Annotated in this window: 16 protein-coding genes; all 16 read left to right on the forward strand. The window is 68.2% G+C overall.

All coding sequences use genetic code 11. From position 1 onward, the window contains the following. Window positions 1–28: 28 nt before the first annotated feature. The 16 genes from rpmE (at window position 29) to ACFYL4_RS18955 (ending at window position 13,143) form a co-directional block, all read left to right on the forward strand. Entirely contained in the window at window positions 29–238 is a 210-nt protein-coding gene (rpmE, locus tag ACFYL4_RS18880) for a 50S ribosomal protein L31 (RefSeq protein WP_357758209.1), read from the forward strand. 120 nt (window positions 239–358) lie between these two features. Next, on the forward strand, window positions 359–1,426 hold the full coding sequence (gene prfA / locus ACFYL4_RS18885; RefSeq protein ID WP_357758211.1) for a peptide chain release factor 1: 1,068 nt from the start codon (window positions 359–361) through the stop codon (window positions 1,424–1,426). Then, window positions 1,423–2,286, forward strand: a complete 864-nt coding sequence (gene prmC / locus ACFYL4_RS18890) for a peptide chain release factor N(5)-glutamine methyltransferase (protein ID WP_357758214.1) — start codon at window positions 1,423–1,425, stop codon at window positions 2,284–2,286. Before prfA ends, prmC begins: the two co-directional genes overlap by 4 nt. An 85-nt stretch (window positions 2,287–2,371) precedes the next feature. After that, window positions 2,372–3,172: an L-threonylcarbamoyladenylate synthase gene (locus tag ACFYL4_RS18895; protein ID WP_357758217.1), complete on the forward strand. Its 801-nt coding sequence runs from the start codon at window positions 2,372–2,374 to the stop codon at window positions 3,170–3,172. Window positions 3,173–3,184: 12 nt separating this feature from the next. Next, window positions 3,185–4,351, forward strand: coding sequence for an MraY family glycosyltransferase (locus tag ACFYL4_RS18900; protein WP_357758220.1), 1,167 nt, complete (start codon window positions 3,185–3,187; stop codon window positions 4,349–4,351). Window positions 4,352–4,575: 224 nt separating this feature from the next. Beyond that, on the forward strand, window positions 4,576–4,998 hold the full coding sequence (locus tag ACFYL4_RS18905; RefSeq protein ID WP_357758223.1) for a hypothetical protein: 423 nt from the start codon (window positions 4,576–4,578) through the stop codon (window positions 4,996–4,998). A gap of 105 nt (window positions 4,999–5,103) precedes the next feature. Continuing rightward, complete coding sequence (locus tag ACFYL4_RS18910; protein WP_357758226.1) at window positions 5,104–5,334, forward strand: hypothetical protein; 231 nt, start codon at window positions 5,104–5,106, stop codon at window positions 5,332–5,334. Between the two features lie 105 nt (window positions 5,335–5,439). Beyond that, window positions 5,440–6,267: a F0F1 ATP synthase subunit A gene (atpB, locus tag ACFYL4_RS18915; RefSeq protein ID WP_357758385.1), complete on the forward strand. Its 828-nt coding sequence runs from the start codon at window positions 5,440–5,442 to the stop codon at window positions 6,265–6,267. Window positions 6,268–6,393: 126 nt separating this feature from the next. Beyond that, complete coding sequence (gene atpE, locus ACFYL4_RS18920; RefSeq protein WP_357758228.1) at window positions 6,394–6,615, forward strand: ATP synthase F0 subunit C; 222 nt, start codon at window positions 6,394–6,396, stop codon at window positions 6,613–6,615. A 53-nt stretch (window positions 6,616–6,668) separates the two neighbouring features. Continuing rightward, the gene (gene atpF, locus ACFYL4_RS18925) at window positions 6,669–7,214 is read left to right on the forward strand and encodes a F0F1 ATP synthase subunit B (RefSeq protein WP_357758230.1); all 546 of its coding nucleotides are present in this window, start codon (window positions 6,669–6,671) and stop codon (window positions 7,212–7,214) included. Beyond that, the gene (locus ACFYL4_RS18930; RefSeq protein ID WP_357758233.1) at window positions 7,214–8,032 is read left to right on the forward strand and encodes a F0F1 ATP synthase subunit delta; all 819 of its coding nucleotides are present in this window, start codon (window positions 7,214–7,216) and stop codon (window positions 8,030–8,032) included. The genes atpF and ACFYL4_RS18930 overlap by 1 nt, the downstream gene beginning before the upstream one ends. Before the next feature lie 65 nt (window positions 8,033–8,097). After that, on the forward strand, window positions 8,098–9,738 hold the full coding sequence (gene atpA, locus ACFYL4_RS18935; RefSeq protein WP_357758236.1) for a F0F1 ATP synthase subunit alpha: 1,641 nt from the start codon (window positions 8,098–8,100) through the stop codon (window positions 9,736–9,738). A 3-nt stretch (window positions 9,739–9,741) separates the two neighbouring features. Further along, the gene (locus tag ACFYL4_RS18940; protein WP_357758239.1) at window positions 9,742–10,662 is read left to right on the forward strand and encodes a F0F1 ATP synthase subunit gamma; all 921 of its coding nucleotides are present in this window, start codon (window positions 9,742–9,744) and stop codon (window positions 10,660–10,662) included. Between the two features lie 5 nt (window positions 10,663–10,667). Next, entirely contained in the window at window positions 10,668–12,113 is a 1,446-nt protein-coding gene (gene atpD, locus ACFYL4_RS18945; RefSeq protein ID WP_357758241.1) for a F0F1 ATP synthase subunit beta, read from the forward strand. Window positions 12,114–12,242: 129 nt separating this feature from the next. Continuing rightward, window positions 12,243–12,632 carry a F0F1 ATP synthase subunit epsilon gene (locus ACFYL4_RS18950; protein ID WP_357758244.1) on the forward strand — a complete coding sequence of 130 codons (390 nt, stop codon included), beginning with the start codon at window positions 12,243–12,245 and terminating at the stop codon, window positions 12,630–12,632. Between the two features lie 22 nt (window positions 12,633–12,654). Continuing rightward, window positions 12,655–13,143, forward strand: coding sequence for a DUF2550 domain-containing protein (locus ACFYL4_RS18955; RefSeq protein ID WP_387519589.1), 489 nt, complete (start codon window positions 12,655–12,657; stop codon window positions 13,141–13,143). Window positions 13,144–13,170: the final 27 nt, after the last annotated feature.

A 13,170-nucleotide genomic window follows, 5' to 3' on the forward strand; every position in this document is an offset into this window, starting at 1 on the left:
GCGGTCGCGCACTAGCAAGGAGACACACATGCAGGCCGACATCCACCCCGAGTACGTCCCGACCGAGGTGACCTGCACCTGCGGGGCGCAGTTCGTGACGCGCAGCACGGTGCCCGAGGGCAAGATCCGCGCCGACGTGTGCTCCGCGTGCCACCCCTTCTACACCGGCAAGCAGAAGATCCTGGACACCGGTGGCCGGGTCGCCCGCTTCGAGAAGCGCTTCGGCAAGCGCAAGTAGCGCTGCCCGTCGTCCGGTGGCGCCGCCCCCCGCGAGAGCGGGCGGCACCACCGGGCATCCAGGCGGTCCCCCGCACGGGGGAGACGGACAGGGCGAGCGACAAGACGGGAACGTGGGAAAGTGAAGCTGGACGACCTTCTTGGGGAGTACTACGAGCTGGAACAGCAGCTCGCCGACCCCGAGGTGCACGCCAACCAGACCAAGGCGCGCACGCTGGGCAAGCGCTACTCACAGCTCACCCCGATCATCGAGGCCTACCGTCAGCTCAAGGAGGTCGAGAACGACATCGACGCCGCCCGTGAGCTGGCCGCCGAGGACGCCTCCTTCGCCGAGGAGGCCGACCGCCTGACCGAGGAGGCGGAGCAGCTCACCGAGCGCCTGCGCGTCCTGCTCGTCCCGCGCGACCCCGCCGACGACAAGAACCTCATCATGGAGGTCAAGGCCGGCGAGGGCGGCGAGGAGTCCGCACTGTTCGCGGGCGACCTGGTCCGCATGTACCTGCGCTACGCGGAGCGCCAGGGCTGGAAGACCGAGGTCATCGACGCCACCCACTCCGACCTCGGCGGGTACAAGGACATCACCATCGCCTTCAAGAACCGGGGCACCCCCGAGCCCGGTTCCGGCGTGTGGCCCATGCTCAAGTTCGAGGGCGGTGTCCACCGGGTCCAGCGCGTCCCGGTCACCGAGTCGCAGGGGCGCATCCACACCTCCGCCGCCGGTGTCCTCGTGGTCCCCGAGGCCGAGGAGATCGAGATCGAGATCCACGAGAAGGATCTGCGCGTCGACGTCTACCGCTCCTCCGGGCCCGGCGGGCAGAGCGTCAACACGACCGACTCCGCCGTCCGGATCACCCACCTGCCCACCGGCATCGTGGCCTCCTGCCAGAACGAGAAGAGCCAGCTCCAGAACAAGGAGCAGGCCATGCGCATCCTGCGTGCCCGCATCTACGCCGAGGCCCAGGCGAGCGCCGACGCCGAGGCCTCCGCGGAGCGCAAGAGCCAGGTCCGCACCGTGGACCGCTCCGAGCGCGTGCGCACCTACAATTTCCCGGAGAACCGCATCTCCGACCACCGGGTCGGCTACAAGGCCTACAACCTGGACCAGGTCCTCGACGGGGAGCTGGACGGCGTCGTCAAGGCCCTCGTGGACGCGGACACCAAGGAGAGGCTCGAAGCCGCCCAGTCATGAACTTCCTGCTCGACGAGGTCGCCCGCGCCACACTCAGGCTCGCTGAGGCGGGCGTGGCCTCACCCCGTACGGACGCCGAGGAGCTCGCGGCGTTCGTGCACGGTGTCCGTCGAGGGGAACTCCACGCCGTCGCCGACGCCGACTTCGACGCACGCTACTGGGAGTGCGTCTCCCGCCGTGAGGCACGCGAACCGCTCCAGCACATCACCGGCCGCGCCTACTTCCGGTATCTGGAACTCCAGGTCGGGCCGGGCGTCTTCGTGCCCCGGCCGGAGACCGAGATCATGGTGGACTGGGCGATCGAGACCCTGCGCGCCATGGACGTGGCCGACCCGCTCGTGGTCGACCTGGGTTCCGGCTCCGGAGCCATCGCGATCTCCATCGCCCAGGAGGTCCCCCGCTCCCGGGTGCACACGGTCGAGGTCGACCCCGGAGCGCTGGAGTGGACCCGCCGCAACATCGCGTTCACCGGACACGCCGACCGCGTCACCTCCCACGAGGGCGACATGCGTACCGCCCTGCCCGAGCTCAACGGCCGCGTCGACCTGCTGATCAGCAACCCCCCCTACGTGCCGACCCGGGAGGCCGCGGTCATCCCGCCCGAGGTGCGCGACTACGACCCCGCGCCCGCCCTGTGGTCCGGTGAGGACGGGCTGGACATGATCCGCGCGCTGGAGGCGGTCGGCCGCAGGCTGCTCCGCCCCGGCGGGGCCATGGCGATCGAACACCACGACGGCCAGGGCATCGACATCCCCCGGTTGTTCCCCGAGGACCGGGGTTGGCGCGACGTCCTCAACCGCAAGGACATGGCCCGGCGCGACCGTTTCGTGGTCATGCGCCGCGCCGACGGCGACGGTTAGGGGCCCGTGCCCGCCGAGCCGCACCCCCATCCCCACCGCAGGACCGGCAACCGAGCCCGGTCGACCGAGATTGAGGTGAACGCAGGTGAGCCGCATCTACGACTGCGCGGACGAGAGCGCCCGCAGGGACGGCGTCGCCGACGCCGCGTCGGCGGTACGCCGAGGTGACCTCGTGGTGCTGCCCACGGACACCGTGTACGGCATCGGCACCGACGCCTTCAGCCCGAAGGCGGTGGCCAGCCTTCTGGAGGCCAAGGGCCGTGGCCGGGACATGCCGCCGCCGGTGCTGGTGGGTTCCATGCGTGCCGCGACCGCGCTCATCGAGGACCTGGGCAACCACGGCCGGGACCTCATGGAGGAGTTCTGGCCCGGACCGCTCACCCTGGTGTGCACCGCCACCCCCAGCCTGTCCTGGGACCTGGGCGACACCAAGGGCACCGTGGCCGTGCGCATGCCGATGGACCCGGTCGCCCTGGAACTGCTCAAGGAGACCGGTCCGATGGCGGTGAGCAGTGCCAACAAGTCCGGTCAGCCCGCCGCGACCACCGCGGGGGAGGCCATCGAACAGCTCGGTGACGACGTCGCGGTCTACCTGGACGGCGGTACGGCCGAGAGCCCGGTCGCCTCCACCATCGTGGACCTCACGTACGCGGTGCCCCGGGTGCTGCGTTCCGGGGCGATCTCCATCGAGCAGTTGCGCTCGGTGTGCGGCACGGTGATCGGCGAGCTGCGCAAGGGCCGGACCAAGCCGAAGAAGGCGCAGGAGGAGGACGAACCCGACACCGGGACGGCCTCCGGGGAGCCCGGGACACCGGAGGCGTCCGCGCCCGGGGCCGCGGGGCCGGAGACCGACGGGTCCCGGGACACCGACCGCTCCGAGAGCTAGAGGGATCAGGCAGTGCGGGAGTACGCGCTCACCTTCGTCATCGCCGCCGCGGTGACCTACCTGCTCGTCCCGCTGGTGCGCCGGTTGGCGATCGCCTTCGGGGCGGCTCCGCCGGTCCGCGACCGCGACGTGCACACCGAGCCCATCCCGCGCCTGGGCGGGCTGGCGATCTACGGGGGGTTCGCGGCGGCGCTGCTCATCTCGGCGCAGCTGCCGCACCTCCAGAACGTGTTCGTCGCCAAGACGTGGATCGGCCTGTTGCTGGCGGGCGGACTCATCACGGTCATCGGCGTCGTCGACGACCGCTGGGGGATGGACGCGCTCAGCAAGCTGGCCGGTCAGGTGGCGGCCGCGGGCATCCTCGTGTGGCAGGGCGTGCAGCTGCTGTGGCTGCCGCTGCCCGGGACCCAACTGTCACTGGGGCCCTGGCTGGGGGCGATGATCTCCATCCTGCTCATCGTGGTGACCATCAACGCGGTCAACTTCGCCGACGGCCTGGACGGCCTCGCGGCGGGCATCGTCGGTATCTCGTCGTTGGCGTTCTTCGCGTACTACTACGTGGTCGCGGTGGAGCAGGGGTTCGTCCGCCAGTCCTATCCGGCGATGATCGCGATCATCCTGGCCGGAACCTGTGTGGGCTTCCTCTTCCACAACTTCCACCCGGCGCGGGTGTTCATGGGCGACACCGGTTCGATGCTGCTGGGTCTGCTGTTGACCTCCATCACGATCACGGTCACCGGGCAGTTCGACGCCAACACCGCCCGGGAGGAGTTCAACTCCTCCGGACTGGTCGTCTTCCTGCCGATCGCGCTGCCGCTGCTGGTCATCGCGCTGCCCCTGGCGGACCTGGTGCTGGCGGTGCTGCGCCGGACCCTCGCGGGCAAGTCGCCGTTCGCCCCGGACCGAGGTCACCTGCACCACCGGCTCCTCGACATGGGGCACACGCACACCCGGGCGGTACTGCTCATGTACCTGTGGGCGGGGATCGTCGCCTTCGCCGCCGTGTCGCTGTCCATCTTCGACTCCGCCCTCATCGTCCTGACGGTCACGGTGCTGGTGGCCACCTGTGCGGTCGGTCTCATCGCCCTGCCCCGGCTGCGGCGGCGTGGGCTGCTGCCGTGGAACCGGGGAAACCGGGTCGCGGAGAAGGCAGATCACCATCGTTCAACCGATGGATAAACGCCGCGTCACGTTCGGGACGGAGGTCCCACAGGGTGTGCCGAATGTGCGCTGGTGTGAAGCTCGCGGCGAGTGTGGTCAAGGTGACACAAGGCCCGAAGTGGCCGTGGATCGGGGCTTTCGCGAGGCGTTAAGGCCGCGTTAAGGGCACCCTGGATTTGGCACCAAAAACCTTGTGATAGCTTTCACGAGCAGGTACTCACTGAACCCCACGGAGCTTCGTCATGCAGGAACACGACGCCCGGATTCTCCGCGGCGCCGCGCTTCCGAGCGCCGCGTGCGGGGTCCTGGCCATCGCGGTCTCGGCCCTTCTCGCGGGAACGGCCGGAGCTCTCAGTTCGGCCTTGGCGGTCGGTATCATCCTCGCCTGTTTCGGCCTGGGGCAGTGGGCGGTCATGATGGTCACCCGGAGGAACAAGGACCTGTTCCTCGCCGCGAACCTGCTCGGTTTCGTCGTCAAGATGGCGCTGCTGGGCATTCTGTTGGTGACCCTGGGCCGGAGCCCCCTCGTCACGGACCTCAGTAGCAACGCCTTCGTCTACAGCGCGCTGGCCGTCGTACTGGCCTGGCTGGGCGGGCAGACCTGGGCCACCTCCCGGGCGAAGATCCTTCACGTGGACCCGAGCGAGAGCTCGGAGAACACGTGATGGGGTGCCCCGCCGCGAGCCGTCGAAACGGGCGTAATACCCTGTTCCACGGCGGGCGGACGGCCACGGTCCAGTCAAGCCCCACATGCTATATTCCGGAGCGAGATGAGCAGCGAACCAGCCAGGAAGAAGGACCCCAGCGCGCCCCCGGCGCCACGCGAGTCCGACGGCTGGGCGCTCTTCTCCACTCTGCTCGCGGGTGTGCTCGTGTGGAGCGCGATCGGCTGGGGAGCGGACAGGCTCCTGGGATTCCAGGCTCTCTTCCTGCCCATCGGGGCCGTTCTCGGCATGGTCGGTGCGATCTATCTGATCGTCGCCAAGACACGCCACCTCTGAGCTCCCCGCAGTTCCGCGTCGCCCATCTCGCGACGACGCTAGCAGTCACAACCATCAACGAGGCTTTCTTGCGTCACGACGAAAGGATTCGCCGTGAGTGCTGACGTGCGCATTCTCGCGGCCGACCCGGGTTGCCATCTCGGCGACAGCGGTTGCGCGTTCGAGGCTCCCACCATCAAGATGTTCTTCCCGGAGCCGTGGGTCGCCAACATCCCCGGCAGCGCGGGCATCGACCTGTACCTGGTTCTGTTGCTCGTCGCGCTCGGCGCGGTCCTGCTCCTGTGGTCGTGGTTCAGCAAGAAGCTGAGCCTCGTCCCCGGCCGCAGGCAGAGCGTCGGCGAAATGCTCATCCTGTTCATCCGGGACAACATCACCCGGCCGACCATGGGTGAGAAGGGTGACAAGTTCATCCCGTTCATGACGGGTGTCTTCACCCTCATCCTGGCGATGAACTTCACCGGACTCATCCCCGGCATGCTCCCGGTCAACAGCAACCTCGCCTTCACGGTGATGTTCGCGCTCACCATCTACGTGATGACGATCGTGATCGGCATCAGGCACCAGGGTGGCTGGGGTTACTTCCGGAACCAGATCTTCCCCCCGGGCATGCCCAAGTGGATCTACGTCCTGGTCACCCCGATCGAGATCCTCTCGGTCTTCCTCATCCGCCCGGTAACGCACGCCCTGCGTCTGTTCGCGACCATGTTCGCGGGCAGCCTGCTGCTGGCCGTGTTCGCCTACGGCGGCTGGTACATGCTCAACCTGACGGCCGAGCCGATGCTCGCCGCGGTCTCCGTGCTCTACTCCGGAGCCGCCCTGATCGGCTACGTCGCCTTCTTCGTCTTCGAGATCGCGATCATGCTGATCCAGGCCTTCGTGTTCACGCTGCTCGCGAGCCTGTACCTCAACCAGTCGCTCGAAGCGGCTCACTAAAAGACCCCCTCCACGTTCCCCCGATCCCGTGATCGGACCAGGGCGCGGAGAGCTTCTGACCCGTCCACACCGGCGAACTGACCAATCGCGGAACGCGACGCCGGACGTCGAGTAAAGGGAAACACCATGGACATCGCTGCGATCACCGGCAACATCAACACCATCGGTTACGGCATCAGCGTCATCGGCGCCGGTATCGGTGTCGGTATCGTCTTCGGTCTCGGCATGCAGGCCATCGCCCGCCAGCCCGAGGCCCGCGGCCCGCTCCAGACCAACATCTACCTCGGCTTCGCCCTCATCGAGGCCCTGGCCATCCTCGGCTTCGTCCTCGCCTTCGCGGCCCCGTAAGTCGGAACCGTCAACCGTTTCCTGATGGCAACTGACGCGAAGGAGGGCTGACCATGCTGTTGGAGTTGGCAGCCGAACCAAACATTCTGCGGATCGACTGGGTGAAGTTCACCTTCGGCGCGATCGCGCTCGCCGTGGTCTACATCTTTGTGGTCCGCAAGTCGGTCCCGAAGGTGATGAAGGTCCTCGATGAGCGTCACGACGCCATCGAGGGCGGCATCGAGCGCGCCAAGCGAGCCGAGGCCGAGGCCGAGGAGATCCGTCAGCAGTACCGCGAGAAGCTCGAAGAGTCGCACCGCGAGTACGCGCAGGAGCTCGAGAAGGCCAAGGAGCAGCGTGCGGCGATCATCGCCGAGGCTCGCGAGGAGGCCCAGGTCGAGGCCCAGCGCATCATCGACGCCGCCAAGGCGCAGATCGAGGCGGACCGGCAGCAGGCCTTCGTCCAGCTGCGCGGCGAGATCGGCACCCTGTCCACGGAGCTCGCGAGCCGCATCGTCGGTGAGACGCTCAGTGACAGCGCCGCTCAGACCCGTGTGGTGGACCGGTTCCTGGAGGAGCTGGACCAGGACGAGAGCGCGAAGCAAGCCGGGGTGCGCTGATGCGTGGTATCAGCCGTAGCTCCCTGGCTGAGGCGATCCGGCGCCTGGACGAGAACGTCCTGGCGTCGGCCAGCGCCGAGCAGGCGGTCTCGCTGGGTGGCGAGCTCTTCGAGGTCGTCGCCCTGATCAGCGGCGAGCACTCGCTCCGCCGCTGGCTGGCGGACCCGGCCAACGACCCCGAGAAGAAGACCGCCCTGATCGGTCAGATCCTCGAGGGCAAGGTCTCGCCGTCCACGGTCATCGTGGTCAGCGACGTGGTCTCCCAGCCGTGGTCCACCGGGCGCGACATGCTGGACGCCCTGGAGCGGACGGCGGTCTACGCGACCGTCGCCTCCGTCAAGGGCACCCGCCTGGACGAGCTCGAGGACGAGCTGTTCCGCTTCCAGCGGATCGTCGTCGCCGAGCCGGAACTGCGTTCGGCCCTCACCCGTGAGGGCGTGGCCGACGAGCACCTGCGCGCGCTGGTCGAGAACCTGCTCTCGGGCAAGGTGAGCTCCGCGACGCTGGCCCTGGTCGGCCAGGCGGTCACCCACCCCCGGGGTCGTACCCTGGAGCAGGCCCTCGACAACTTCGGACAACTGGTGGCCGAGCGCGCGCAGCGCTACATCGCCGTGGTCCGTACCGCCCACGCGCTGAGCGAGACCCAGCAGACGCGCCTGCGCACCCTGCTGAGCCGCAAGCACGGCCGCGAGATCCACCTGAACATCGAGGTCGCCCCGGACATCCTGGGTGGACTCTCCATCCAGGTGGGCGACGAGGTCATCGACGGCACGATCGCCGGGCGCATCGCTGAGGTCCAGCGCCGCCTGGCCGGCTGACGCGAAGACAAGCAAGCACGCACGGCGCCGGCCCGGCGCCATTTGAGAGCAAGGACAACGTAGAGATGGCGGAGCTGACGATCCGGCCGGATGAGATCCGGGACGCGCTACAGCGCTTCGTCCAGTCGTACGAGCCTGACGCCACCCGCGCTGAAGAGGTCGGTACCGTCACCTACTCCGGTGACGGCATCGCCCGCGTCGGTGGCCTTCCCTCGGCGATGGCGAACGAGCTGCTGGAGTTCGAGGACGGCACACTGGGCATGGCCCAGAACCTTGAGATCGGCGAGATCGGTGTCGTGGTGCTGGGTGACTTCACCGGCATCGAGGAGGGGCAGAGGGTGCGTCGCACCGGCAAGCTCCTCTCGGTCCCGGTGGGTGACGACTTCCTCGGCCGCGTGGTGGACCCCCTGGGTAACCCCATCGACGGCAAGGGTGAGATCGAGTCGAGCGAGACGCGCGAGCTGGAGCTCCAGGCCGCGACGGTCATGGAGCGCCAGCCGGTCGGCGAGCCGCTGCAGACCGGCATCAAGTCGATCGACACCATGACCCCCGTCGGTCGCGGCCAGCGCCAGCTGGTCATCGGCGACCGGCAGACCGGTAAGACCGCGATCGGTATCGACGCGATCATCAACCAGAAGGCGAACTGGGAGACCGGCGACCCCACGAAGCAGGTGCGCTGCATCTACGTCGCGGTGGGTCAGAAGGGCTCGACCATCGCCAGCGTGCGCGGCGCCCTCGAAGAGGCCGGCGCGATGGAGTACACCACCATCGTGGCCTCCCCGGCGTCCGACCCGGCCGGCTTCAAGTACCTCTCCCCGTACACCGGTTCGGCCCTGGGCCAGCACTGGATGTACGAGGGCAAGCACGTCCTGATCGTCTTCGACGACCTGACGAAGCAGGCCGAGGCCTACCGCGCCGTGTCCCTCCTGCTGCGCCGCCCGCCGGGCCGTGAGGCCTACCCGGGTGACGTCTTCTACCTCCACTCCCGTCTCCTGGAGCGCTGCGCCAAGCTCTCCGACGAGCTGGGCGCCGGTTCGATGACGGCCCTGCCGATCATCGAGACCAAGGCGGGCGACGTCTCGGCGTACATCCCCACCAACGTCATCTCGATCACCGACGGTCAGGTGTTCCTGGACTCGGACCTGTTCAACCAGGGCCAGCGTCCGGCGATCGACGTCGGTGTCTCCGTCTCCCGAGTCGGTGGCGCCGCCCAGACCAAGGCCACCAAGAAGGTCTCCGGCACGCTGCGTCTGGGCCTGGCCCAGTACCGCGAGCTCGAGGCGTTCTCCGCCTTCGGTTCCGACCTGGACGCCGTCTCCAAGCAGCAGCTCGCGCGCGGTGCCCGGATGATGGAGCTCCTCAAGCAGGGGCAGTACTCGCCCTTCTCCATGGAGAAGACGGTCGTCTCGATCTGGATGGGTAACACCGGCCTGATCGACGAGGTTCCGGTCGAGGACGTGCGCCGCTTCGAGGAGGACCTGCTGTCCTTCCTGGACCGCGAGCACAAGGACGTCCTGGACACCATCCGGGACACCGGCAAGTTCGAGGACGACAGCCAGAAGACCCTCCAGGCCGCGATCGAGAAGTTCAAGCAGAGCTTCCAGACCTCCGCCGGTACCCTCCTGGGCACCGAGGCCGAGGCCGAGGCGCTCGCCGAGGAGAAGGTCGGCCAGGAGACCATCAAGGTCGCCAAGGGCGGGAAGTAACCCATGGGTGCACAGCTTCGCGTCTATCGCCGGAGGATTCGCTCGACGAAGTCGATGGCGAAGATCACCCGCGCGATGGAGCTCATCGCCGCCACGCGCATCACCAAGGCGCAGCGCGCGGCCGAGGCTGCCGGACCCTACGCACGGGAGATCACGCGGGCGGTGTCGGCTCTCGCCAGCCGGGTGACGGATCACCCGCTGCTGACCGAGGCCGAGAACCCCACCCGTGCTGCCGTCCTGGTCGTCACCAGCGACAAGGGTCTGGCCGGCGCCTTCTCGAGCAACGTCATCAAGGAGGCCGAGTCCCTCACCCAGCTCCTCAAGGAGCAGGGCAAGGAGGTCCTCACGTACATGGTGGGCCGCAAGGGTGCCGCCTTCTACAAGTTCCGCGGCCGTGAGGTCGAGGAGTCCTGGGAAGGCTTCACCGAGCGGGTGACCTACGCGCACGCCCAGGAGATCGGCTCCACTCTCATGGAGAGGTTCTCCCAGGACACCGCCGAGGGTGGTGTCGACGAGATCCACGTGGTCTCCACGGAGTTCGTGTCGATGCTGACCCAGCGGGCCGGGGCGGTCCGCGCCCTTCCGCTGGAGGTGGAAGAGGTCGAGGCCGAGGAGCTCGAGGAGAGCATCGGTGGCCAGGCGCTGCCGCTCTACGAGTTCGAGCCCTCCGCGGAGGAGGTCCTGGACCAGCTGCTTCCGCAGTACGTGGTCAACCGGATCTACGCGTCCCTCCTGGAGTCGGCCGCCTCCCAGCAGGCGTCCCGTCGGGCGGCCATGAAGGCCGCGACCGACAACGCGGAAGAACTCGTCAAGAACCTGACCAGCCTGGCCAACCAGGCTCGTCAGGCCGAGATCACCAATGAGATCAGTGAGATTGTCGGCGGTGCCGATGCGCTCTCTGGGTCCAGCGCGGGAAGTGAGTAACAGAAGTGACTGCGACAGTTGAAGGTACGGCCGGCGCTGGCACCGCCACCGGCCGCATCGCCCGGGTCACCGGCCCGGTCGTCGACGTGGAGTTCCCCGTCGGCTCCCTGCCCGGCATCTACAACGCCCTGCACACCGATGTGAGCATCGGTGGCAAGGAGAAGGTCGTCACCCTGGAGGTCGCCCAGCACCTGGGTGACAACCTGGTCCGCGCGATCTCCCTCGCCCCGCAGGACGGCATGGTCCGTGGCGCCGAGGTGCGCGACACCGGCGCGCCCATCAGCGTGCCCGTCGGCGACGTCGTCAAGGGCCACGTGTTCAACACCCTGGGCGAGTCCATGGACGTGCCCACCGCCGAGCTCGGCGTGACCGAGCGCTGGCCGATCCACCGCAAGGCCCCCTCGTTCGACCAGCTCGAGTCCAAGACCGAGATGATGGTCACGGGCATCAAGGTGATCGACCTCCTCACCCCGTACGTGCGCGGTGGGAAGATCGGCCTCTTCGGTGGCGCGGGTGTGGGCAAGACGGTGCTCATCCAGGAGATGATCACCCGTATCGCCCGTAACTTCGGTGGTGTGTCCGTGTTCGCCGGTGTCGGTGAGCGCACCCGTGAGGGTACGGACCTCTTCCTGGAGATGGACGAGATGGGCGTCCTCCCGGACACCGCGCTCGTCTTCGGCCAGATGGACGAGCCCCCGGGCACCCGTCTGCGCGTGGCGCTCTCGGCTCTGACGATGGCGGAGTACTTCCGTGACGTCCAGAACCAGGACGTGCTGCTCTTCATCGACAACATCTTCCGTTTCACCCAGGCGGGTATGGAGGTCTCCACGCTGCTGGGCCGTATGCCCTCGGCCGTGGGTTACCAGCCCAACCTGGCGGACGAGATGGGTCAGCTCCAGGAGCGGATCACCTCGACGCGCGGTCACTCGATCACCTCGATGCAGGCGATCTACGTCCCCGCGGACGACTACACCGACCCGGCGCCGGCGACCACCTTCGCCCACCTGGACGCGACGACCGAGCTCTCCCGCCCGATCTCGCAGAAGGGCATCTACCCGGCGGTCGACCCGCTGGCCTCCACCTCCCGCATCCTGGACCCGCAGTACGTGGGCGAGGAGCACTACCAGGTGGCCCAGCGCGTCAAGGAGATCCTCCAGCGCAACAACGACCTCCAGGACCAGATCGCCATCCTCGGTATGGACGAGCTGTCCGAAGAGGACAAGATCATCGTGAACCGGGCCCGTCGCCTGGAGCGCTTCCTGTCGCAGAACATGTTCGTGGCGGAGAAGTTCACCGGCACCCCGGGTGTGTTCGTGCCGCTTGAGGAGACCATCGCGTCCTTCAAGGGTCTGTGTGACGGCGAGTACGACCACCTTCCCGAGCAGGCCTTCCTCGACGTCGGCAACATCGACATGGTCGTGGAGAAGGCGAAGAAGCTGCAGGAAGGCTAGTACTGCGCGTCAGTGTCCCCCCGCCTTCGTGGCGGAGGGCGACGGGCGGGGCTAGACCCGAGGCGGGGCCGAGTATCGATGCGAACTCGGCCCCGCCGAACCCACCCGCTAGCCGAGGAGTTTGTGGCAGTGTCGAAGAAGCTTTTCGTCGAGATCGTCTCTCCGGACCGCGAGGTCTGGGCGGGCGAGGGCGACATGGTCATCGCGAAGACCGTCGAGGGCGAGATCGGCGTCCAGCCCGGGCACGTCCCGGTGCTGTCGCTTCTGGCCGAGGACGCGGTCGTTCGCGTTCTGGGCGCGCGTGAGACCGGTGAGATCCGGGCCGCCGCGCACGGTGGGTTCGTCTCGGTTTCGGGTGAGGGCCGTATCTCGATCCTCGCCGAGACCGCCGAGCTCGCCGAGGACATCGATGTGGACCGTGCGCGCCAGGCGCTGAAGGACGCGGGCGAGTCGGGTGACAACCTGGCCGCCGCCCGTGCCCGCAGCCGTCTGCGCGCTGCTGGCGAGGAAGTCGCCTAGCGAAGCCGGGAGGCGACGAGACGTGGGTGTGGCACCGCTTCAGGGAACACCGTGGTTGGAGTCCTTGGGGTGGGCGGCCCTCGCCGTCGTCCTGGTGGTCGCGCTGGTGCTCGGCACCGGCTGGATGCGACGGTTCGTGCTGCTGCGCAGCGGCGGGGCCGTCGAGTGTTACCTGCGCGCGCGCGGGGAGAAGGGGCGCCGGGGTTCCTGGCGGATCGGCTTCGGCCGGTACGGCTCGGGCGACCTCGGGTGGTTCCCCGTCCTCTCCCTCAGACCGCGGCCGACAGTGCGACTGTCGCGCCGCGGTCTCGTCGTTGTGGGGCGTCGTGCCCCCGGAGAGGGCGACGCGCCGCTGCCCGCCGACGTGACGGTCCTGGAGATCGGTTGGGCGGGTCCGGACGGCGGCGACCCGAGCGAGGCGACCCTGGAGGTCGCGATGGGGGAGAGCGCGCTCACCGGGTTCCTGTCGTGGATCGAGTCGATGCCGCCCGGGACGCAGTGGCAGGCCTGACGCCACGCCCCTCCCGGTGCCGCCTCG

The sequence above is a fragment of the Nocardiopsis sp. NPDC006938 genome (assembly GCF_042869555.1).
In the GTDB taxonomy this organism is placed as follows: Bacteria; Actinomycetota; Actinomycetes; order Streptosporangiales; family Streptosporangiaceae; genus Nocardiopsis.